The organism is Pseudomonas migulae (genome assembly GCF_024169315.1).
Taxonomy (GTDB): domain Bacteria; phylum Pseudomonadota; class Gammaproteobacteria; order Pseudomonadales; family Pseudomonadaceae; genus Aquipseudomonas; species Aquipseudomonas migulae_B.
The window spans coordinates 613,483-632,111 of record NZ_JALJWR010000001.1 but is presented as its reverse complement, the minus strand read 5'-3'; the positions used below and the strand labels follow the sequence as shown (position 1 = coordinate 632,111).

18 protein-coding genes are annotated in these 18,629 nt (G+C 60.3%); 9 read left to right on the top strand and 9 right to left on the bottom strand.

The window, feature by feature from the left end; translation table 11 throughout:
• Positions 1-11: 11 nt before the first annotated feature.
• Positions 12-569 (bottom strand): cupin domain-containing protein, encoded by a 558-nt coding sequence (locus J2Y86_RS02855; RefSeq protein WP_253427967.1) that lies wholly within the window; start codon positions 567-569, stop codon positions 12-14.
• A 68-nt stretch (positions 570-637) separates the two neighbouring features.
• Positions 638-1,144: a transporter suffix domain-containing protein gene (locus J2Y86_RS02850; protein ID WP_253427965.1), complete on the bottom strand. Its 507-nt coding sequence runs from the start codon at positions 1,142-1,144 to the stop codon at positions 638-640.
• 117 nt (positions 1,145-1,261) lie between these two features.
• Between J2Y86_RS02850 and J2Y86_RS02845 the strand changes: the two genes are divergently transcribed.
• The 3 genes from J2Y86_RS02845 to J2Y86_RS02835 are packed head-to-tail and all read left to right on the top strand — an operon-like array spanning position 1,262 to position 4,920.
• On the top strand, positions 1,262-2,788 hold the full coding sequence (locus tag J2Y86_RS02845) for an efflux transporter outer membrane subunit (protein WP_253427963.1): 1,527 nt from the start codon (positions 1,262-1,264) through the stop codon (positions 2,786-2,788).
• Positions 2,781-3,905: an HlyD family secretion protein gene (locus J2Y86_RS02840; protein ID WP_253427962.1), complete on the top strand. Its 1,125-nt coding sequence runs from the start codon at positions 2,781-2,783 to the stop codon at positions 3,903-3,905. The genes J2Y86_RS02845 and J2Y86_RS02840 overlap by 8 nt, the downstream gene beginning before the upstream one ends.
• The gene (locus J2Y86_RS02835) at positions 3,895-4,920 is read left to right on the top strand and encodes a DUF2955 domain-containing protein (RefSeq protein ID WP_253427961.1); all 1,026 of its coding nucleotides are present in this window, start codon (positions 3,895-3,897) and stop codon (positions 4,918-4,920) included. The genes J2Y86_RS02840 and J2Y86_RS02835 overlap by 11 nt, the downstream gene beginning before the upstream one ends.
• Here the strand turns inward: J2Y86_RS02835 and J2Y86_RS02830 are convergent.
• The 7 genes from J2Y86_RS02830 to J2Y86_RS02800 form a co-directional block, all read right to left on the bottom strand.
• Positions 4,905-5,357 (bottom strand): YMGG-like glycine zipper-containing protein, encoded by a 453-nt coding sequence (locus J2Y86_RS02830; protein ID WP_253427960.1) that lies wholly within the window; start codon positions 5,355-5,357, stop codon positions 4,905-4,907. The two genes, J2Y86_RS02835 and J2Y86_RS02830, sit on opposite strands and share 16 nt — an antisense overlap.
• A gap of 80 nt (positions 5,358-5,437) precedes the next feature.
• Positions 5,438-7,048, bottom strand: a complete 1,611-nt coding sequence (locus J2Y86_RS02825; RefSeq protein ID WP_253427959.1) for a gamma-glutamyltransferase family protein — start codon at positions 7,046-7,048, stop codon at positions 5,438-5,440.
• 32 nt (positions 7,049-7,080) lie between these two features.
• On the bottom strand, positions 7,081-7,860 hold the full coding sequence (locus tag J2Y86_RS02820; RefSeq protein WP_253427958.1) for an amino acid ABC transporter ATP-binding protein: 780 nt from the start codon (positions 7,858-7,860) through the stop codon (positions 7,081-7,083).
• Between the two features lies 1 nt (position 7,861).
• On the bottom strand, positions 7,862-8,629 hold the full coding sequence (locus tag J2Y86_RS02815; RefSeq protein ID WP_253427957.1) for an amino acid ABC transporter permease: 768 nt from the start codon (positions 8,627-8,629) through the stop codon (positions 7,862-7,864).
• Positions 8,630-8,640: 11 nt separating this feature from the next.
• Positions 8,641-9,447 (bottom strand): ABC transporter substrate-binding protein, encoded by an 807-nt coding sequence (locus tag J2Y86_RS02810; protein ID WP_253427955.1) that lies wholly within the window; start codon positions 9,445-9,447, stop codon positions 8,641-8,643.
• 77 nt (positions 9,448-9,524) lie between these two features.
• Positions 9,525-10,193 carry a GntR family transcriptional regulator gene (locus tag J2Y86_RS02805; protein ID WP_253427953.1) on the bottom strand — a complete coding sequence of 223 codons (669 nt, stop codon included), beginning with the start codon at positions 10,191-10,193 and terminating at the stop codon, positions 9,525-9,527.
• Positions 10,194-10,442: 249 nt separating this feature from the next.
• Entirely contained in the window at positions 10,443-11,339 is an 897-nt protein-coding gene (locus J2Y86_RS02800; RefSeq protein WP_253427951.1) for a helix-turn-helix domain-containing protein, read from the bottom strand.
• A 161-nt stretch (positions 11,340-11,500) separates the two neighbouring features.
• Here J2Y86_RS02800 and J2Y86_RS02795 point away from each other — a divergent pair, with 161 nt between their 5' ends.
• From J2Y86_RS02795 to J2Y86_RS02770, 6 genes are all read left to right on the top strand, one after another.
• On the top strand, positions 11,501-12,859 hold the full coding sequence (locus J2Y86_RS02795) for a glutamine synthetase family protein (protein WP_253427949.1): 1,359 nt from the start codon (positions 11,501-11,503) through the stop codon (positions 12,857-12,859).
• A gap of 168 nt (positions 12,860-13,027) precedes the next feature.
• On the top strand, positions 13,028-14,116 hold the full coding sequence (locus J2Y86_RS02790) for a polyamine ABC transporter substrate-binding protein (RefSeq protein WP_253427947.1): 1,089 nt from the start codon (positions 13,028-13,030) through the stop codon (positions 14,114-14,116).
• Positions 14,113-15,414 carry an NAD(P)/FAD-dependent oxidoreductase gene (locus tag J2Y86_RS02785; RefSeq protein ID WP_253427945.1) on the top strand — a complete coding sequence of 434 codons (1,302 nt, stop codon included), beginning with the start codon at positions 14,113-14,115 and terminating at the stop codon, positions 15,412-15,414. The genes J2Y86_RS02790 and J2Y86_RS02785 overlap by 4 nt, the downstream gene beginning before the upstream one ends.
• 335 nt (positions 15,415-15,749) lie before the next feature.
• Positions 15,750-16,346, top strand: coding sequence for a paraquat-inducible protein A (locus J2Y86_RS02780; protein WP_253427944.1), 597 nt, complete (start codon positions 15,750-15,752; stop codon positions 16,344-16,346).
• Positions 16,343-16,993 carry a paraquat-inducible protein A gene (locus tag J2Y86_RS02775; protein WP_253427941.1) on the top strand — a complete coding sequence of 217 codons (651 nt, stop codon included), beginning with the start codon at positions 16,343-16,345 and terminating at the stop codon, positions 16,991-16,993. Before J2Y86_RS02780 ends, J2Y86_RS02775 begins: the two co-directional genes overlap by 4 nt.
• A complete protein-coding gene (locus J2Y86_RS02770) occupies positions 16,974-18,629 on the top strand; it encodes an intermembrane transport protein PqiB (RefSeq protein WP_253427939.1) in 1,656 nt (551 codons plus the stop codon). Before J2Y86_RS02775 ends, J2Y86_RS02770 begins: the two co-directional genes overlap by 20 nt.

Sequence of the window (18,629 nt, the reverse complement as noted above, 5' to 3'; positions counted from 1 at the left end):
CATAATATACATTACACGTAACAAGGTATTTCAAGGTTAGCCCCGTTGCACGCGGATTTGGCGCAGCTGATTTCTCCCTTCAGCTGCTCAATCAATGTCGAATGCTCAGGAAACGCCTCGCACAGCTTTTGTCTGTCACCCATCTGCATATCTGCAAAATCAAACCCTGGCGATACGGCCTCACTGATCAAACCAAATCCCGCTGAGCCATTCACAAGCTGCGAAGCTTTCCAGATGCCACCCGGTGCGTGCAGCTGCAGCAATTCTCCAGCGATGACGTTGCTGCCCATCACGACAGTTCTCAGTTCGCCGTCCGGAAAAATCAGGCTGTACTGAATGGCGTCGCCCAGATGGTAGTAATGCATGATGTCCGATTGGTTAAAGTGAAACTGGCCGATCGGTGAATCTGTGGTCAACAGGTAATAGATGGACGTCATCGCATACCGTGGACCGCCGAGCGTCTCGACCAGAGGTTGCTGGTCAGCCTGAAAAGTTCTGCGGTAGTAGCCACCTTCGACGTGTGGTTCCAGGTTAAGCGCCGTCACTATTGCTTCACTGTTTAGCCGCAATTGTTGCTCCAGATATCATGATGGCAAATAGCTATACTAAATAGCCCTTTAGTTAAGTTAATCAATAATCACACTGCGCTTGTGTTCACGACCCTCGCCGTCCGAATGAACAACGCACGCACTTTTTCCCAGAAATTTCCCCCCAGTACAAAAAAGCTGCCGATCAACATCAGGTCGCCCAACAACTGCAGCTGCCAGATATTCGGCCGAAGTCCCGGCCAGATACTGTCCACATAAGGCTCGAGAAAAGCCGAGAACAGCGGCAAACAAAACATCACGACGCCGATCCGATGGCGCCACGGCCCAACTTCGGTGTCGGTTGTCGGTGCCAGTGCAGACACGTAGCCAAACAAGCTGCTTTTGAGCTGCTGAAACCCCGCCTTGCCCATGACCGCGATGACGATAATCAGCAGCACCTTGTTACTGATAAACAGAACGCCTGTCAGCGCCGCGATCCTCGAACCCGACATGCCCGCTGCCGCCACGATGGGCACCATCAGCCATGAGCCGAGCATCAGGCATATGATCGCGATGCCCAGTTTGAAGCGCCATCCAGCGGTGTGCGGTGCATTCATGGCTGTCGTTCCTTTTTGACGGGTCATATTGAATGTGATGACGCTTGAAAAGCTTAGCAGTCAGTTGATCATCAGGGCGTCTATGCTCCTGTGAACTTAATGGACTGGAAAACATGCATGCATTTGACGCGATCAAGCCAACTGCTCCTGCTGGGTGTGCTCGGCTTGAGTGGCTGCGTGCGCCTGGGGCCGGATTTTCAGTCACCGAAGCAAGCATGGATTGACCACTGGAACTCCCCTGCCCTTGAGCAATCCAGCCAGCGCGACCTGCATCCTGATCTGCGGCAGTGGTGGCAAGTCTTCGGCGATCCGGTGCTCGATCGTCTGATCGCCGAGGCGGATGCCCACAATTCAGATCTGAGGATTGCCGGTCTGCGCGTGATGGAGGCCCGGGCCCAACTGGGGATCGCTCAAAGCGGACGCTACCCGCAATTGCAGCAAGCCAGCGTCGACAGTCTGTACTTCAACCGCAGGCAGTCCGGTGGGAGCAATCCGCAGGACAGCCATTTCTGGCAACACAGCGCAGCGTTCGACATTGGCTGGGAGCTGGATTTCTGGGGGCGCTTCAGTCGTGCCATCGAATCCGCCGATGCCGGTTACTTCGCCGCGCAAGCCAACTATGAAGATGTGCTCGTCCTGCTGCGTGCCCAAGTGGCGGACACCTACTTTTCGTTGCGTACCACCGAGGCGCGTTTGCGCGTTGCGAGGGAAAACGCCAAACAGCAACAGCGTAATTTCGAGATCACCGAAAAGCTGTTCAACAGCGGCCAGCAAGCCGAACTCGACCTGCAACAGGCCAAGACTCAATACCTGGGCACCCTGAGCACCATTCCCAACTTCGAAGACCAGGTGCTGCGTACCCGCAATGCGCTGGCTGTGTTGATCGGCCAGCCACCCGGCGCGCTGCCGCAGTTGCTTGAGAATGAAGGTTTGATCCCGTTGGTAGACCGCGCCGTGCTGCAGGATGTGCCCGCCAATCTACTGCTGCGTCGGCCCGACGTGCGCGCGGCCGAACTCAATGTCGCGGCCCAATCGGCGCTGATCGGCGTCGCCGAAACCGATTTCTACCCGTCGTTGACCTTGCTCGGCAGCATCGTCTGGTCGGCCGACACGCTGAACGGCACCTCCAGAAGCCTCGACTTCATCGGCGGCCCCAGCCTGCGCTGGAACCTGTTCGACCATGGCCAGATCAGCAACAACGTGCGTATCCAGGATGCGCGGTTGCAGCAGTTGATCGAGGCTTACCGCGACAAGGTTCGCCAGGCGGCGCGCGAGGCCGATGACGCTGCCAGTGGATTGGTCAAATCCCTGGAACGCGAACGCATCCTGCGTGAGGCCGAAGTCGCCGCCAAACGCTCGCTGGTGTTGGCCAGCGCGCAATATCGTGAGGGTTACTCAGACTTCCAGCGGGTGCTGGATGCGCAACGCGCCTTGCTCGAGCAACAGGACAATTACCTGGTCAGCCGCAGCAATGCCGTGAGCAATGTGATCGCCCTGTACAAAGCCCTGGGCGGTGGCTGGTATAGCGCGCTGCCGAAAATCGATGCGGCGACGCGCCGGCAAATGGAGCAACGCACGGACTGGGGCGATCTGCTGGATGAGCCCTCAGCTGCGCAAGCCAAAAAGGTAAACGACCATGAGTGAAGCCGCCCCGCCCTCCCCCAAAACGCCCGAGCCGCCTGCGGACCCCGCGAAAAAAGGCATCAAATGGGTGTTGCTGGTCATCGTCCTGAGCCTGGCCTGGTACCTGGCGGCTGACCGGTTCACGCCTTACACCCAGCAGGCCCGGGTGGGTGCCTTTGTCATTCCGGTGGCTGCGGAAGTGGCCGGTCGGGTCATTCGCGTCAACGTGCGCAACAACCAGGACGTCAAGGCCGGCGACGTTCTGTTCGAGGTGGATCCCCAGCCGTTTCAAATCGCCGTCGACCGTGCCCGCGCAGACCTCGAATCGACACGCCGACAGATCGGCGCCAGCACCGCCGGCATTGCCTCGGCACAAGCCAATTTGCGCGCTGCACAAGCCAATGAGCTCAAGGCGCGCCAGGACAATCAGCGCCTTGAGGGGCTGTATCGCGATGACCCCGGAACCATTTCCGTGCGCCTGCTCGAAGTGTCTCGCGCCAACCGCGAACAAGCCGTCAGTCAGGTCGCCGCCGCCCGTGCCGAAGTCCAGCGCGCGCGTGAGCAGGAAGGTGGCAGCGACGAAGATAACGCTCTGCTGCGTAGCGCCGCCACGGCGTTGTCGAAAGCCGAACTGGACCTGGCCAATACGCAGATTCGCGCACGTTCGGCAGGCTTGATCACCGACTTGCGCACCGATGCCGGGCAGTTCGCCGCCGTCGGCAGTCCGGTCATGACCCTGATCGCCATCCACGATGTGTGGATCAGTGCCGACATGACCGAAAACAACCTCGGTCTGGTCAGGCTCGATACACCGGTGGCGATCGTTCTGGATGCGCTGCCGGGCGAAGTGTTCGACGGGCGCGTGCGCAGTGTCGGCTACGGCGTCAGTGTCGGTCAGACGCCGGCACCCGGCACGCTGCCCAGTGTGCAGAACAGCCGCGACTGGTTGCGTCCGGCCCAGCGATTTCCGGTGATCATCGAGTTCTCCGAGGAATCCAAAGCGCGGCTACGCGACAGCCGTGCGATGCGTGCCGGCGGCCAGGCTGAAGTCATGGCTTTCCCGACCCAAGGCAATCCGTTGAACCCGCTCGGCCGTCTGTTTCTCGGCCTGATGAGCTGGCTGTCGTATGCCTACTAAGCGCACGCCCCGGGAGCAGCGCGCACTGCGTCTGGCCATGGGCACCGCGTTGTGTCTCGCCGCCAGTTTCGGTCTGGCATTGCCGATTCCGTTTATTGCGCCGGTGTTGGCGCTGTTGCTCCTCGCCTCTGTCAATCGCCCGCTACCGCTCAAGGCGGGATTGGTGCTGGCCGTGGCTGCGATGCTGACCACCGGCGTCGGCCTGTTGTTGATTCCGCTCCTGCGTTATTACCCGGTCAGCGGCGTGCTGCTGATCGGCGTCTGTCTGTTCCTGGTGTTTCGCTTTGGATTGCGCGGCGGCAACAACCTGATCGTCACCTTCCTGGTGATCGGCCTGACCATGATTTCTTCGGCCGGTGTCGCGGAGTTCGACCTCGCGGCAATGGTTATCGGTGCGTTGGTCAAAGGATTGCTCCTCGCCGTGATGATGGTGACGGTGAGTCACTGGCTGTTTCCCGACCCGCCCAACGCGCCGTCGCCACCCGCTCCCCCTCTATTACCGGCGGAAGAAGTCAGCCGGGTTGCGCTGCGTGCAACCCTGATCGTGCTGCCGGCGTTTTTGCTGGCACTGATCGATCCGGCGAGCTACCTGCCGATCATCCTGAAGGCGGTCGGCCTGGGTCAGCAGAGTTCCACGACTGCCCGCAACGCCGGTCGCGAACTGGTCGGTTCGACCCTGCTGGCCGGCGTGCTGGCGGTGATGTTCTGGAGTGCGCTCAGCCTGTTTGTGCACCTGTGGATGTTTTTCCTGTGGATGCTGCTGTTCGGTCTGATCCTGGCACGCAAGCTCTACGCTCTGAGCCCTACCCGCTTGAGCCCGGGATTCTGGCTGAACACCCTGATCACGATGATTATCCTGCTCGGTCAGTCGGTGCAGGACAGCCTCGCGGGCAAGGACGTCTACACGGCTTTCGCCGTGCGCATGGGGCTGTTTATTCTGGTGACACTGTATGCGTGCCTGATGGTTTATCTGCTGGATCAGCGACCACCAAAACGTGTTCAGGGATTAACCTGATACCCCTTGCCTTGCAGGCAACTGGTATAGGCCGTCGAACTGGTGGACGCGGCGGTTTTCTGCTGCGCCCGGCGTTCCTGGCGTTGACGCGATGCACCCACCACCGCACCCGCGGCGGCCGTCTCTTTCGCGCGGTTCTGCCGATAATCCTGCTTCACGTCGTCATCCACACGGTCATAAAACTCATCGTGCTGACGCCCGCGAACCTGAGCCCCAGCGGCTCCGGCAGCGGCACCGACTGCCGCACCTTTCAGGCGCCCACCGGATGCCGGCGGCGTCGTTGAAGTCTGGCTGGCGGCGACGTTGTGGCAGGCGTCGATATCCAGCTGGGTTTGTTGCGACGTCTGGCCCTGCATCGGGACCACCGTTTCGGCCCACGCCGGCGTGGCGGCAATCGACAGCGCGGCGCACAGACCAAGGGAAGACAAGCTGTTCATGATGACCTCCGTGCAATGCTCAGCCATCAAAAGTGTAGATCACCCCCGCTCGCCCTCCCCCGACTTATGACTGACGGCCCTCAATAAACGGCGATATGCGCATCCGTTCTCGGCTCGGTGCCTCCACATAACACGCCGGTTTCGGGATCGCGCAGGATAATCTGCCCGCGCCCGTAGCTGGTCAGGTCGCACGCCACCTGCACCTCATGTCCGCGCCGTGCCAGTGCTGCGGCCATATCCCGCGAAGCGCTTTGCTCGATGCCGACTTTCAAGCCGCCCAGCCATTGCCAGCGAGGTGCATCCAGCGCTGCTTGCGGGTTGAGGCCGAAATCCACGAGGTTCATGACCATCTGCACATGTCCCTGGGGTTGCATGTAGCCGCCCATCACGCCGAACGGCCCCATGGCTACGCCGTCCTTGCTCAGGAAGCCCGGGATGATGGTGTGGAAGGTTTTCTTGCCGGGTGCCAGGCAGTTGGAATGTGCGGGATCAAGGCTGAACTCTTCACCACGGTTTTGCAGGGCGATGCCGCTGTCGGGCAACACTACGCCGGAGCCGAAGCCGTGATAGTTACTCTGGATGAACGAGACCATGTTGCCCTCGGCATCGGCGGTGGCCAGGTACACCGTGCCACTGGCGTGAGGATCGCCCGGCTGAGGCGCCACGGCCTGCTCACCGATTTGCCCGCGACGGTGCGCGCAATAGTGATCGCTGAGCAGATCGTCCACCGCGACCCGCATGTGCTCCGGATCGGTGATGTAGTGCAGGCCGTCGCTGTAAGCGAGTTTCATCGCCTCGAGCTGCCGGTGCCAGGTCTGTTGACTGTCGCGGTGATCGAAGTCGAAGCCTTCCAGGATTTTCAGGGTCATCAAGGCTACGAGGCCCTGGCCGCTGGGTGGAATCTCCCAGACATCTACTCCCCTGTAGTTGACCTTGATCGGGTCGACCCATTGCGCGCGGTAATCCTGCAAGTCACTGGCACGCAGATAACCACCCGTGGCCCGGGAATGCGCATCCAGCCGTTGCGCCAGCGGGCCGCGATAGAGACTCTCGCACTCGGTGGCCGCCAACTCCGACAACGTCCGGGCTTGCGCCGGGTTGCGGAACATTTCCCCGGCGCGGGGTGCGCGTCCATCGATCAGAAAGGTCTCGAACCAGCTATCGAGTACTTCGTCGCGATCCGGGGTGAAGTCATCCAGCGCCGCTTGCCATTGCAGGGCGACCACGGGGGACACCGGAAAACCATCGCGCGCCAGGCTGATCGCCGGTTGCAGCAGGTCGGCAAATGGCAGGCGTCCGAATCGTTTGGACAGCTCGGCCCAGGCCGACGGGCAACCCGGCACGGTCACTGGCGTCCAGCCATGCAGCGGCATTTTTTCATGCCCGGCGGCTTTCACCGCCTCGATGCTCAGACCTTGTGGCGCAGCGCCGTTGGCGTTCAAACCGTGCAATTTGTTCTGAGTCCAGACCAATGCGAAGGCATCGCCACCGATACCGCAACCGGTTGGCTCAACCACCGTCAACGCAGCGGCCGTAGCAATCGCCGCGTCAATGGCATTGCCACCGCGACGCATGATTTCAATGCCGGCTTCGGCGGCCAGCGGTTGTGAGGCGGCGACCATGCCGCGTTTGGCGAAAACGCTTTGACGCTGCGAGGCGTAGGGATACTCATGGGCAGAGAATTTGAACATGGCAGAACTCACAAAAAAGTAAGGGTACGGGCTCACAGCACCCGACTGAGAAAGGCACGGGTACGGGCGTGCTTCGGCTGGCTGAAGATCTGTTCGGGTGGGCCCTGTTCGATCAACTCGCCTTGATCGAGCACCACCACCCGGTCAGCCACTTCGCGGGCAAACCCCATTTCGTGGGTGACAACCACCATGGTCATGCCCTCCTCCGCGAGTTCCTTCATCACTTGCAGCACTTCGCCCACTGTCTCCGGATCAAGGGCGCTGGTCGGTTCGTCGAACAGCATTGCCTGGGGTTTCATCGCCAGCGCACGGGCGATGGCCACCCGTTGCTGCTGGCCGCCGGACAACATCGACGGGTAGTGATCGGCTTTTTCCGCCAACCCTACGCGCTTGAGCAGCGCCCTCGCCTGCTCCACTGCCGCCGCGCGCGACACGCCCAGCACCTGGATCGGCGCTTCGATGATGTTTTCCAGCGCGGTCATGTGCGGGAACAGATTGAAGCGCTGGAACACCATGCCGATGTCCCGGCGCTGGCGAGCGATGTTGCGTTCCGAATCCTTCACCTGCTTGCCGTTGGCCTTGGTGCGATAGCCCATCGGCTGGCCACTGACGCGGATCTGCCCAGACTGAATGTCTTCCAGCAGATTGATGCAGCGGATGAACGTGGTTTTGCCGGAACCGGACGCGCCGATCAGCACCACCACTTCGCCCCGTCGCACTTGCAGCGAGATGCCCTTGAGAATCTCCAGGTCGCCGAAGGACTTGTGAATATCCAGCGCTTCGATGACCAGTTCTTCACTCATGTGCGCCATTTCAACGCCCCCTCAGCAGTTTCATGGTGTTGCGCCCGAACATGCGACTGGCGGCGGGCGCCGGCCGGTCAGACTGGCCGAACCGCGTCTCGAGCCAGCGCTGGAAAAAGCCCCAGAGCGTGGTCAAGGCCAGGAAGTAGATCGCGACCACCAGGTACAACTCGAACACACGGAAGGTGGCGGACGTGACCATTTGCGTACTGAGCAGCAGTTCCTGCACGCCGATGACGCTGACCAGCGTGGTGTTTTTCAGCATCACGTTGAACTCGTTGCCCAGCGGCGGCACGATCACCCGGAAGGCCTGGGGCAGCACGATGCGGCGCATCAGTTTGGGAAAGGTCATGCCCAGCGAACGCCCGGCTTCGTATTGACCCTTGTCCACTGCGCCGATCCCGGCACGGATGATTTCGGCCATGTAGGCGCCTTCGTTTAGGCCCAGGGCAATGATCGCCGCCTGGATATTGCCCGGCACGATGAACCAGCCGAGGTCGAGGTCTTCGAAGCGAAAGATCCCGCCGGCCGCCAGCGCCGTGTACAGAAAAACGATCTGCACCAGCAATGGTGTGCCACGCATCAGCCACACATAAAAGCGCACCGGGTACTGCAACAGCGGATTGCGTGACAGCTTCATCAAAGCGCCAATCAGCCCCAGTACACAACCGAGCAACATGGCCGACACGCTGATGAGGCAGGTCAGCCACAACCCCGTCAGGTAGACGTCGCTGGGCTGCAGCAGGTACTGCCAGAACACATCCCAATTGAAGTTCATTGCGTACGTCCTCAGTCCAGTTTGTCGCCTTCGACATGCCATTTACCGAGGAGCGCGGCGTAACTGCCGTCGGCGCGCATGCCTTGCAGGACTTCGGTCAGGGCGACGGTCAGTTGCGGGTCGCTTTTGCGCACGCCAAAGCCAGTGAGGATGCGGTTGAATGCAGGCACGGCGGACTGGAACAGATCCGGGGCGAGCTGCTGATAGTGCCCGGCGGATTCCACTGTGGTGCCGAAGGCGTCTACCTGGTTGATACGCAGCGCCTGGAAGGCATCGGCGTCGACGTTGTAGACCACCAGTTTCATCGGTGCCTTGCCGGCCGCTTCGAGCTTTTCGTTTTCCTTGCCCAGCAGCATGCGGATGGTCGAACCGTTGCTCACCGCAACTTTGAGGCCAGACAGGTCTTCCAGCGTGTTCACCGACTTCGGGTTGCCCTTGGGCACCACGATGGACTGGCTGGAATACATGAAGTTGACGATGTCGATCACCTCGCGGCGCTCGGGTTTGTCGAACAGCTGGTCAACGATCATGTCGCATTGCTGCGCCAGCAGTGCCGGGATCAGCCCGGCGAAAGGCGAGATCCGCCATTCGACTTTCTTGTCTCGCAGGCGCTTGGCAATCGCTTCCCCCATATCGACCTGCAGCCCGACGGGCTTTTGCTTCAGGTCAAACGACACCAGCGGTGGCGAGTCCATGCCGGAGCAATAGACGATCTTTTCGCTCTTGCTCAATCGCTCCGGCAATTCGGGGGCGGCGAACGCCGACAGGGAACATAGGCTCATGGTCAATACGGCAACTAACGCGCAAGGCTTGTGCATGGCAAGACTCCAGGTGTGCTGCAACGAATGTTCCGTGTAGGCGCTGGTGTACCTACAGGAAGGATTTGGGTTTTGGGCTATTGGTGAGCTTCGAGGAACTGGATCAGTCGCGGGATCGTGCCTTCGATGTGTTCGCACACCACTTGCGCCGCTTTGTCCGGGTCACCGGAACGCAGCGCGGCAATAATCGAGGCGTGTTCGTCACGGGCACTGCGGGGTTTGTCGGCGTGTTGCAGCCACAGACGCATGTGCGGCTCGATCACCGAGTACAACGCGCTGATCTGCCGCATCAGCCGCGGGCGTTCGCTGAGGCTGCACAGGTATTCATGGAAGGCGCGATGGCGACTGACCCATTCGGCGCCGTCTTCGCGGTAGTCATCCATCTCGTCGAGCAACCGCTCGAGGTGACTGAAATGACGCTCTGTCAGTTTCTCCACCGCCACCCGGATCGCCAGGCCTTCGAGCGCGCTGCGCATTTCGAAGACTTCGCGCATTTCGTCGATGTTCAAGCCGCGGACGATAGCCCCGCGATTGGGCCGTAAGGTCACCAGCCCATCCGCATCAAGACGCCGAAAGGCTTCGCGCACCGGCATCCGGCTCATGCCGATTTCACCGGCGATGTCCTCGGCAATCAGCCGCTCGCCGGTGCGGTAACGCCCTTTGCAAATGGCTTCGAGCAGGAAGTTGTAGGCCTCCTCTTCGGCGGTGATGGGCTGACGTTCTGTGTAGACAGGGGCGAATTTCATCGCGAGCACCTTTTGTATTTTTGTATCCAATTATCCATAAAGCCAAAAAAGCACATTGCGTGCCAGATAGCGCGAACAGTTTTCAGGTGGTTGATTTGATTGATTTAATGAAGGAGTGCGGGTTTTGACTGAGTTATTTTTGAGGAGAAATGCGAGTTGAAATGCCCCAGGTTTTGACCTGGTGCTTCGGAAAAGTGCACGCAAGTAACACAGACGTGTTTCTTCTGCTACCTCGGACTGCAGGAGCCGCTACCGCCTTAGCGTCTCACTCGGCAGCTCTTTGAACAGCGCGCGATAACTGCTGGAAAACCGTCCCAAATGCCAGAACGACCACTGCATCGCCACTTCGGCCACGGTGGTTTCCATGGGCGAGCGGCTGAGCAATTCGCGGTGGGCGCTGTTGAGGCGGCGCAGGCGCAACCAGTGGGTCGGCGTCATGCCGGTATAGGCCTTGAACGCGTGCTGCAACTGACGCAATGAAACCCCGGCGACCTGGGACAGCTCCAGCAGATTCAGGGTTTCTTCCGGGGAATCGGCCGCCCATTCGCCGATGCGTTTCATCACCGCCCGCTCTTCGGTGCGACGCTGCAAACCGCTGCGATCGAGGCAGACACAGGCGTTGTCGAGGATGTACAGACAGTCTTCCAGCAACTGCTGGGTCAACGCCTCTTTGCTCGGCGGATCGAGGGTCTGCGCCAAGCGGGTCAAGGTCCCGCTGAGCCAGCGACTGAACAGTGCGTTCTGCTGCGAATTCAGCGGCGCCATGAACAGCCCTTCGAGCCTGGCGACATTCAGGCCGTGGCGCTGAACGAATTCAGGCCCGAACACCACGGCGATTTCCTGATAGTTCTCCGGGGTGATCCAGATGTTGCGGCTTTCTTCATTCAACACGTACAGCGCGTTGTCGCTGCGATCGAAACAGAACGCCAGCGAACCCTCGGGCGCGCTGAAATTCTGCTCGACCCGGGTGTTCATGTGTTCCTCGTAAATCTCTACGCCCTGCAGGTCGAGGTAACGCACCCGCCCGGCGAAATGCCCCGGCGACATCTGCTGGTAATGCTGGACCCAACCCGGTGTGGCGCGGATCTGCTCGGCGACATCGGCGGTGTTGAACGCTTGGACCTGTAATGGATTGCACGCTGTCATGGGTGACCTTACGCACTCGTTTGGTGCGTTTTGGTGCTGCTGAAAGTGGATAGATGGAACGTCAAGGCTCGCCCAAGATAGTCGTCAACGCGTCCCAGGGGAAGTGTGTGGCGGATGAAACCACCCTCCCCGGCGTTAATAAAACCAATAACGAGGTCTTTATGAATGTCCCTTTCGATCAGCTGCTCACGTGGCTGAAAGATCACAAGATTACCGAAGTCGAGTGCGTCGTCAGCGACCTGACCGGCATTGCACGCGGCAAGATTGCACCCACCAACAAGTTCCTGCATGAGCGAGGCATGCGCCTGCCGGAAAGTGTGCTTTTGCAAACGGTAACCGGGGACTTTGTCGACGACGACATCTACTACGACCTGCTCGACCCGGCCGACATCGACATGGTGTGCAAGCCGGTTTCCGATGCGGTCTACGTGATTCCATGGGCCATCGAGCCTACCGCGATCGTGATCCACGACACCTTCGACAAGTTCGGCAACCCGATTGAACTGTCACCACGCAACGTGCTGAAGAAAGTCCTGCAGCTGTACACCGACAAAGGCTGGAAGCCGATTGTCGCGCCGGAAATGGAGTTCTACCTGACCCAGCGCTGCGAAGACCCGGACCTGCCGCTCAAAGCGCCGCTGGGCCGTTCGGGCCGGGCGGAAAGTGGGCGCCAGTCATTTTCCATCGACGCTGCCAACGAATTCGACCCGCTGTTTGAAGACGTCTACGACTGGTGCGAACTGCAGGGCCTGGACCTCGACACGCTGATCCACGAAGACGGCCCGGCGCAGATGGAAATCAACTTCCGTCACGGCGACGCGCTGGACCTGGCCGACCAGATCACCGTGTTCAAACGCACCATGCGCGAGGCAGCGCTCAAGCACAACGTTGCGGCGACGTTCATGGCCAAGCCGATTGGTGATGAGCCGGGCAGCGCCATGCACATCCACCAGAGTGTGGTGGACATCGCCACCGGCAAGCCGATATTCGCCAATGCCGACGGGCAAATGAGCGAGCTGTTCCTGCACTACATTGGCGGCCTGCAGAAATACATCCCCAAAGTGCTGCCGATGTTCGCGCCCAACGTGAACTCGTTCCGCCGCTTCCTGCCCGACACCTCCGCACCGGTGAACGTCGAATGGGGTGAGGAAAACCGCACCGTGGGCCTGCGTGTACCGACCTCCAGCCCCGAGGCGATGCGCGTGGAAAACCGCTTGCCGGGCGCAGATGCCAACCCGTATCTGGCCATCGCTGCCAGCCTGTTGTGCGGCTATCTCGGCATGGTCGAACGCATCGAGCCGAGCGCCGCGGTGCAGGGCCGGGCCTACGAGCGACGCAACCTGCGGCTGCCGATCACCATCGAAGACGCGCTGACGCAGATGGAAGAATGCGAAACCATCGGGCGTTACCTGGGCGACAAGTTTGTCCGCGGTTACGTGGCAGTCAAGCGAGCGGAACACGAGAACTTCAAGCGGGTGATCAGTTCCTGGGAGCGGGAGTTTTTGCTTCTTAGTGTCTAAACCTCGCTCCCACATGAGATCACATTCCCTGTGGGAGCGGGCTTGCTCGCGAAAGCGGTATATCAGTCAACGGTAATGTTGAATGTGCTGGCCTCTTCGCGAGCAAGCCCGCTCCCACAAGGAAAATGCCAACGCCTGCAAAATCCAATAAATCCAAGAGGTGTCGTTATGCGTCTGTTGAAAACCATGGTTCCCGCCGCTCTGGCGCTGTTGTGCAGTGTGGGGGCCCATGCTCAACCACAGGTCAGCGTCTACAACTGGACCGACTACATCGGCGAAACCACCCTCGCCGACTTCCAGGCGAAAACCGGGATCAAGGTGATCTACGACGTCTTCGATTCCAACGAAACCCTCGAGGGCAAACTGCTCGCCGGCCGCACCGGGTATGACGTGGTGGTGCCGTCCAACCACTTCCTCGCTCGCCAGGTGAAGGCCGGTGCGTTCCTCAAGCTCGATCGCGCGCAGTTGCCGAACTTCAAGAACCTCGACCCGAAACTGCTGGCACTGCTGGAGAAGAACGATCCGGGCAACGAACATTCCGTTCCGTACCTGTGGGGCACCAACGGCATCGGTTACAACGTCGACAAGGTCAAGCAAGTGCTGGGCATCGATCACATCGATTCCTGGGCCGTGTTGTTCGAACCGGAAAACATCAAGAAACTCAGTCAGTGCGGCGTGTCGATGATGGACTCGGCGGACGAAGTGTTCCCCGCCATCCTCAACTACATGGGCATGGACCCACGCAGCGAGAACCCGGAAGACTTCAAAAAAGCCGAAGCCAAGCTGCTGAGCATCCGGCCCTATATCACCTACTTCCACTCGTCCAAGTACGTGTCGGACCTGGCCAACGGCGACATCTGCGTGGCCTTCGGTTACTCCGGCGACGTATTCCAGGCGGCCAACCGCGCCAAGGAAGCCAAGAACGGCGTGAACATCGCTTACGCCATCCCGAAGGAAGGCAGTAATCTGTGGTTCGATTTGCTGGCGGTTCCTTCCGATGCGAGCAACCCGAAAGAGGCTCACGCCTTCATCAATTACCTGCTGGACCCGCAAGTGATCGCCAAGGTCAGCGCCTCGGTCGGTTACGCCAACCCGAACCCCGCCGCCAAGCAATACATGGACGCTGAACTGGTGAACAATCCCGAGGTTTACCCGCCTCAAACCGTTCTCGACAAGCTCTACATCTCGACCACCCCGCCCCAGGCGATCATGCGTTTGATGACCCGTTCCTGGAGCAAAGTGAAGTCCAACAAATGAACCAGTACAGCAACCAACATGCGCGTTCCTATTACGCCGCGTCGGCCAATACGCTCGCGCCCTTCCCCGCGCTGGCCGAAGACCTCGTGGCCGATGTCTGCGTGATCGGCGGCGGATTTACCGGGATCAACACTGCGATCGAACTGGCGCAGCGCGGGCTCTCGGTGATTCTGCTGGAGGCCCGACGGATCGGCTGGGGCGCCAGCGGGCGCAACGGCGGTCAGTTGATTCGCGGCATCGGGCATGACGTCAGTGGATTCACCAAGCATGTCGGTCACGAAGGCGTGCGTTACCTTGAGCGCGCCGGGATTGAATCGGTGGAGCTCGTGGGCAAGCGCATCCGTGAGCACAACATCGATTGCGACCTGCGCTGGGGTTTTTGCGAACTGGCGAACACCAAGGCGCAGTTCGCGGCGTTCATGGCTGAGCAGGAAAGCCTTGTCGAGTCGGGTTACGCCCATGAAACCCGGCTGGTCGGGCCGGAGCAGATCCGCGAGCAAGTGGTGAATTCGGGCGTGTATGCCGGTGGCCTGGTCGACATGGGTTCGGGGCACTTGCACCCGCTGAATCTGGTGCTCGGTGAAGCGCGGCTGGCGCAATCGCTTGGGGTGCAGATCTTTGAGCAGAGCCCGGTGCTGGAACTGATCCATGGCAGCACGGTTCAGGTTCGTTGTGCCGGCGGCACGGTGCGTGCCGGCAGTCTGGTACTGGCGTGTAATGCGCATCTGGACGAACTGGAACCGAAACTCAACGGCAAGGTGCTTCCAGCGGGCAGTTACATCATCGCCACCGAGCCATTGGCGCCTGAGGTTGCCGCGCAATTGATCCCGCACAACCTGGCGCTGTGCGACCAGAAAGTCGGCCTGGATTATTACCGGCTCTCGGCGGACCGGCGCTTGCTGTTCGGCGGCGCCTGTCATTATTCCGGGCGCGATCCGGCGGACATTGCCGCCTACATGCGCCCGCAGATGCTCAAGGTCTTCCCGCAGCTGGCGGACGTGCGCATTGATTATCAGTGGGGCGGCAAGATCGGCATCACGGCCAATCGGTTTCCGCAGGTCGGCCGCTTGCGCCAGCACCCGAACGTGTTTTATGCCCAGGGTTACTCCGGCCATGGGCTGAACGTGACCCACTGGTGCGCAAAACTGCTGGGCGAAGCGATTCATGCCGGACACAGCCAAGGCTTCGACGTGTTCAGCGCCGTGCCGCACATGACCTTTCCCGGTGGACCGATGCTGCGTTCGCCGTTGCTGGCGCTGGGCATGTTCTGGTACCGGCTGCGTGAGTTGCTCGGCTGAAGCGCAGCGATGTTTGACCTACCGCTTTCGCGGGCAAGCCCGCTCCCACAGGACCTTCAGCGAACACAGCATTTGTGAGCGACGATGATTCTTGTGGAAGTGCTCGGCTGGAGCGCAGCGATGTTTGACCTGCCGCTTTCGCGGGCAAGCCCCCCACAGGACCTTCAGCGAACACAGCATTTGTGAGCGACGAAGATCCCTGTGGGAGCGGGCTTGCCCGCGAAGAACGATGACACGGACTATCAGTCGTTTGAGCCTTTCGATTTGCTCATTCGCAAGGCACTTCTATATTGAGGAGGTGCTCTGACTTTCCTGTCTCCTGGCGAGTGCGGCCTATGGCTACGACTGACCAACTGATCATCTGCGAGCACTGCGACTGCGTGTATCAAAAAGTCACGCTCGCCAAACATCAGAAAACCCTGTGTACGCGCTGCGGCGGCGTGCTCCAGCGCTATAACGGCCTGTCGGTGGAGCAGCGGCTGGCGCTGACCGTCACGGCATTGATGCTGTGGATTTTCGCCAATTTCTACCCGGTCATGAGCATCAGCCTCCAAGGCTTGAAAAACAGCGCAACGCTGTGGGATTCCGTGATGGCCCTGACGCTGGGCCCGATTACCTTCATCGCCCTGGTGGCGGCCATCTCGATGATCATCGCGCCGATTTTCCAGTTGCTGCTGTTGATCTGGGTCCTGAGTTTCGCCCTCGTTTCCCGTCGCTCGCCGGGCTTCAGATTCTGCATGCGCTGGCTGGAAACCCTGCGGCCCTGGAGCATGCTGGAAGTCTGCCTGCTGGGGGCAATGGTTGCCGTGATCAAACTCGCCGGGCTGCTCGACGTGCTGCCCGGTATCGGTCTGTTTGCCCTGGCCATTCTCAGCCTGATGATGATCCGCATTGCCGGACGCGATGTCCGTGAACTGTGGGATGTTTTATGACCACGCCTCCGGTCGCCAGCGAACTCAACCTGTGCCTTTGCCACAGCTGCGGCCTGGCCTGTGACATGACCGGCGAACCCCACGAATGCGAGCGTTGCGGGGCACCGCTGCATCGGCGCAAAACCAACGCGCTGACCCGGACCTGGGCCTACCTGCTCACTTCGCTGGTGTTCTACATCCCGGCCAACGTGTTGCCGGTGATGAACACCAAAATGGTCGGTAACGGTGCCGACAGCACCATCATGGGCGGTGTGCTGGATTTCTGGCAGCACGGCGCCTGGGACATTGCCCTGATCATTTTCATCGCCAGCATCGCGGTGCCGGGCATCAAGTTCGTCGCCCTGACGCTCCTGCTGGTGACCGTTCAACGCAACAGCCAATGGGCGCGCAAGGAGCGGTCAAAAATGTACCGTTTCGTCGAGCTCATCGGTTATTGGTCGATGCTCGACGTGATCGTGGTGGCCCTGGTGGCTTCACTGGTGAAGTTTCAAGCCCTGGCCGACATCGAACCGCGCGCGGGCATTCTGTTTTTTGGTCTGGTCGTGGTGTTTACCATGCTCTCGGCGATGAGCTTCGACCCGCGTCTGATCTGGGACCAACACCATTCGAATAACGAGGAGGTCATGGATGAAGTCGCAAGCCACTGACGGGCCGCAAGCCCCTGGGGAGGCCCCGATCAAGACCCGCCGTTTCAGCGTTTCATTGGTATGGATCGTGCCGATCGTGGCGGTGCTGGTGGGTATTTCGCTGGTGGTGCACAGCATCCTGCAGGAAGGCCCGACCATCACCGTGACCTTCAAGACCGGCAGCGGCCTGACGGCCAACAAGACCGAAGTCAAATACCGCAACGTGGTGATCGGGCATGTGTCCGACGTCGAACTGAGCAACGACCAGAAGAGCGTCAACGCCACGATCAAACTGGCCAAGCAGGCGGAAAGCTTCACCCGTGAAGACTCGCAGTTCTGGGTCGTGCGACCACGCATCGGTGCCGGCGGCGTGTCGGGCATCGATACCCTGCTCTCCGGGGACTACATCGGTGCCGATATCGGCCAGTCCAATGCCCGGGCGAAGAATTTCACCGGCCTGGAAAACCCGCCGCCCATCACCTATGGCGAGCCCGGCAAGCGCTTCACGCTGAACGCTCCGGACCTGGGTTCGCTGGACATCGGTTCGCCGGTTTACTACCGCAAGATTCCCGTCGGCCAGGTCGTCGCTTACGCCCTGAATGCCGACGGCAAAGGGGTGAACATTGAAGTGTTCATTCATTCGCCCAACGATGCCTACGTCACCGAAAACACCCGCTTCTGGAACGCCAGCGGGATCGACGTGAATGTCGGCGCCAACGGTTTTGCGGTGAAGACCGAGTCGCTGTCCTCCATCCTGGTGGGCGGCATTGCCTTCCGCGCTCCGGAATACAGCCCCAACGATACACCAGCCATCGAGGATAAAGCCTTCGAACTGTTCGAAGACCAGCAAACCGCACTCGCCCCGCCCAACGGCAAGGCGCAATACCTGAGCTTGCGTTTCGACCAGGCCTTGCGCGGGCTCAAGGTCGGTGCACCGGTGGAATTCCTCGGCATCGAGTTCGGCAGAGTGGTGTCGGTCAATCTGGATTTCGATCCGAAAAAACGCAGTTTCCCGGTCAATGTCGGCATCGTGATCTACCCGCAACGGCTGGGTCAGGCGCACATCAAAATGCTCGAGGCCTTGAAGCATGACCCCAATGACGAAGCGGCGGGCGTACGACTGATGGGCACGTTCATCGAAAACGGCCTGCGGGCCCAGGCCCGAAGCGGCAATCTGTTGACCGGCCAGCTCTACATCGCGCTCGACTTCTACCCCAAAGCGGAGAAAGTCGTGTTCGACCCCACTGCCCGTCCCGTGTCCATTCCGACCATTCCCGGCAGCCTGGAACAGTTGCAGGAAAAACTCGAAGGCATGGTCAACAAGATCAATCAGCTGCCGATCGAGCGCATTGCCGGCAACCTCGACAGCAACCTCGTCGAGCTGCGCAAGGGCCTCGCGCAATTCAACGCCAAGACCCTGCCCGGCGTGCAAACCACCCTGGCGGATGTCAGCAAGACCCTGCAATCGGCCAGCTCGACCCTCGCCGAAGATTCGCCGCAACGGGAGCAATTGACCCAGACCCTGGACGAACTCGGGCGCATGTCGCGTTCCTTGCGTGAGCTCTCGGATTACCTGGGCCGACATCCGGAGTCGCTGATTCGCGGTCGCCCCGAAAACGCCGCGCCGCTGGACTTGAAGGCGCCACCGCGCAACTGA

Excerpts from the sequence above, each read along its gene's own strand:
- J2Y86_RS02805 (WP_253427953.1), bottom strand. The coding sequence starts at position 10,193 with ATGAAATTCGCCCCTGTCTACACAGAACGTCAGCCCATCACCGCCGAA.
- J2Y86_RS02840 (WP_253427962.1), top strand. The coding sequence starts at position 2,781 with ATGAGTGAAGCCGCCCCGCCCTCCCCCAAAACGCCCGAGCCGCCTGCG.
- J2Y86_RS02830 (WP_253427960.1), bottom strand. The coding sequence starts at position 5,357 with ATGAACAGCTTGTCTTCCCTTGGTCTGTGCGCCGCGCTGTCGATTGCC.
- J2Y86_RS02775 (WP_253427941.1), top strand. The coding sequence starts at position 16,343 with ATGACCACGCCTCCGGTCGCCAGCGAACTCAACCTGTGCCTTTGCCAC.
- J2Y86_RS02850 (WP_253427965.1), bottom strand. The coding sequence starts at position 1,144 with ATGAATGCACCGCACACCGCTGGATGGCGCTTCAAACTGGGCATCGCG.
- J2Y86_RS02780 (WP_253427944.1), top strand. The coding sequence starts at position 15,750 with ATGGCTACGACTGACCAACTGATCATCTGCGAGCACTGCGACTGCGTG.
- J2Y86_RS02770 (WP_253427939.1), top strand. The coding sequence starts at position 16,974 with ATGAAGTCGCAAGCCACTGACGGGCCGCAAGCCCCTGGGGAGGCCCCG.
- J2Y86_RS02795 (WP_253427949.1), top strand. The coding sequence starts at position 11,501 with ATGAATGTCCCTTTCGATCAGCTGCTCACGTGGCTGAAAGATCACAAG.
- J2Y86_RS02835 (WP_253427961.1), top strand. The coding sequence starts at position 3,895 with ATGCCTACTAAGCGCACGCCCCGGGAGCAGCGCGCACTGCGTCTGGCC.
- J2Y86_RS02800 (WP_253427951.1), bottom strand. The coding sequence starts at position 11,339 with ATGACAGCGTGCAATCCATTACAGGTCCAAGCGTTCAACACCGCCGAT.
- J2Y86_RS02820 (WP_253427958.1), bottom strand. The coding sequence starts at position 7,860 with ATGGCGCACATGAGTGAAGAACTGGTCATCGAAGCGCTGGATATTCAC.
- J2Y86_RS02810 (WP_253427955.1), bottom strand. The coding sequence starts at position 9,447 with ATGCACAAGCCTTGCGCGTTAGTTGCCGTATTGACCATGAGCCTATGT.
- J2Y86_RS02785 (WP_253427945.1), top strand. The coding sequence starts at position 14,113 with ATGAACCAGTACAGCAACCAACATGCGCGTTCCTATTACGCCGCGTCG.
- J2Y86_RS02825 (WP_253427959.1), bottom strand. The coding sequence starts at position 7,048 with ATGTTCAAATTCTCTGCCCATGAGTATCCCTACGCCTCGCAGCGTCAA.
- J2Y86_RS02815 (WP_253427957.1), bottom strand. The coding sequence starts at position 8,629 with ATGAACTTCAATTGGGATGTGTTCTGGCAGTACCTGCTGCAGCCCAGC.
- J2Y86_RS02790 (WP_253427947.1), top strand. The coding sequence starts at position 13,028 with ATGCGTCTGTTGAAAACCATGGTTCCCGCCGCTCTGGCGCTGTTGTGC.
- J2Y86_RS02845 (WP_253427963.1), top strand. The coding sequence starts at position 1,262 with ATGCATTTGACGCGATCAAGCCAACTGCTCCTGCTGGGTGTGCTCGGC.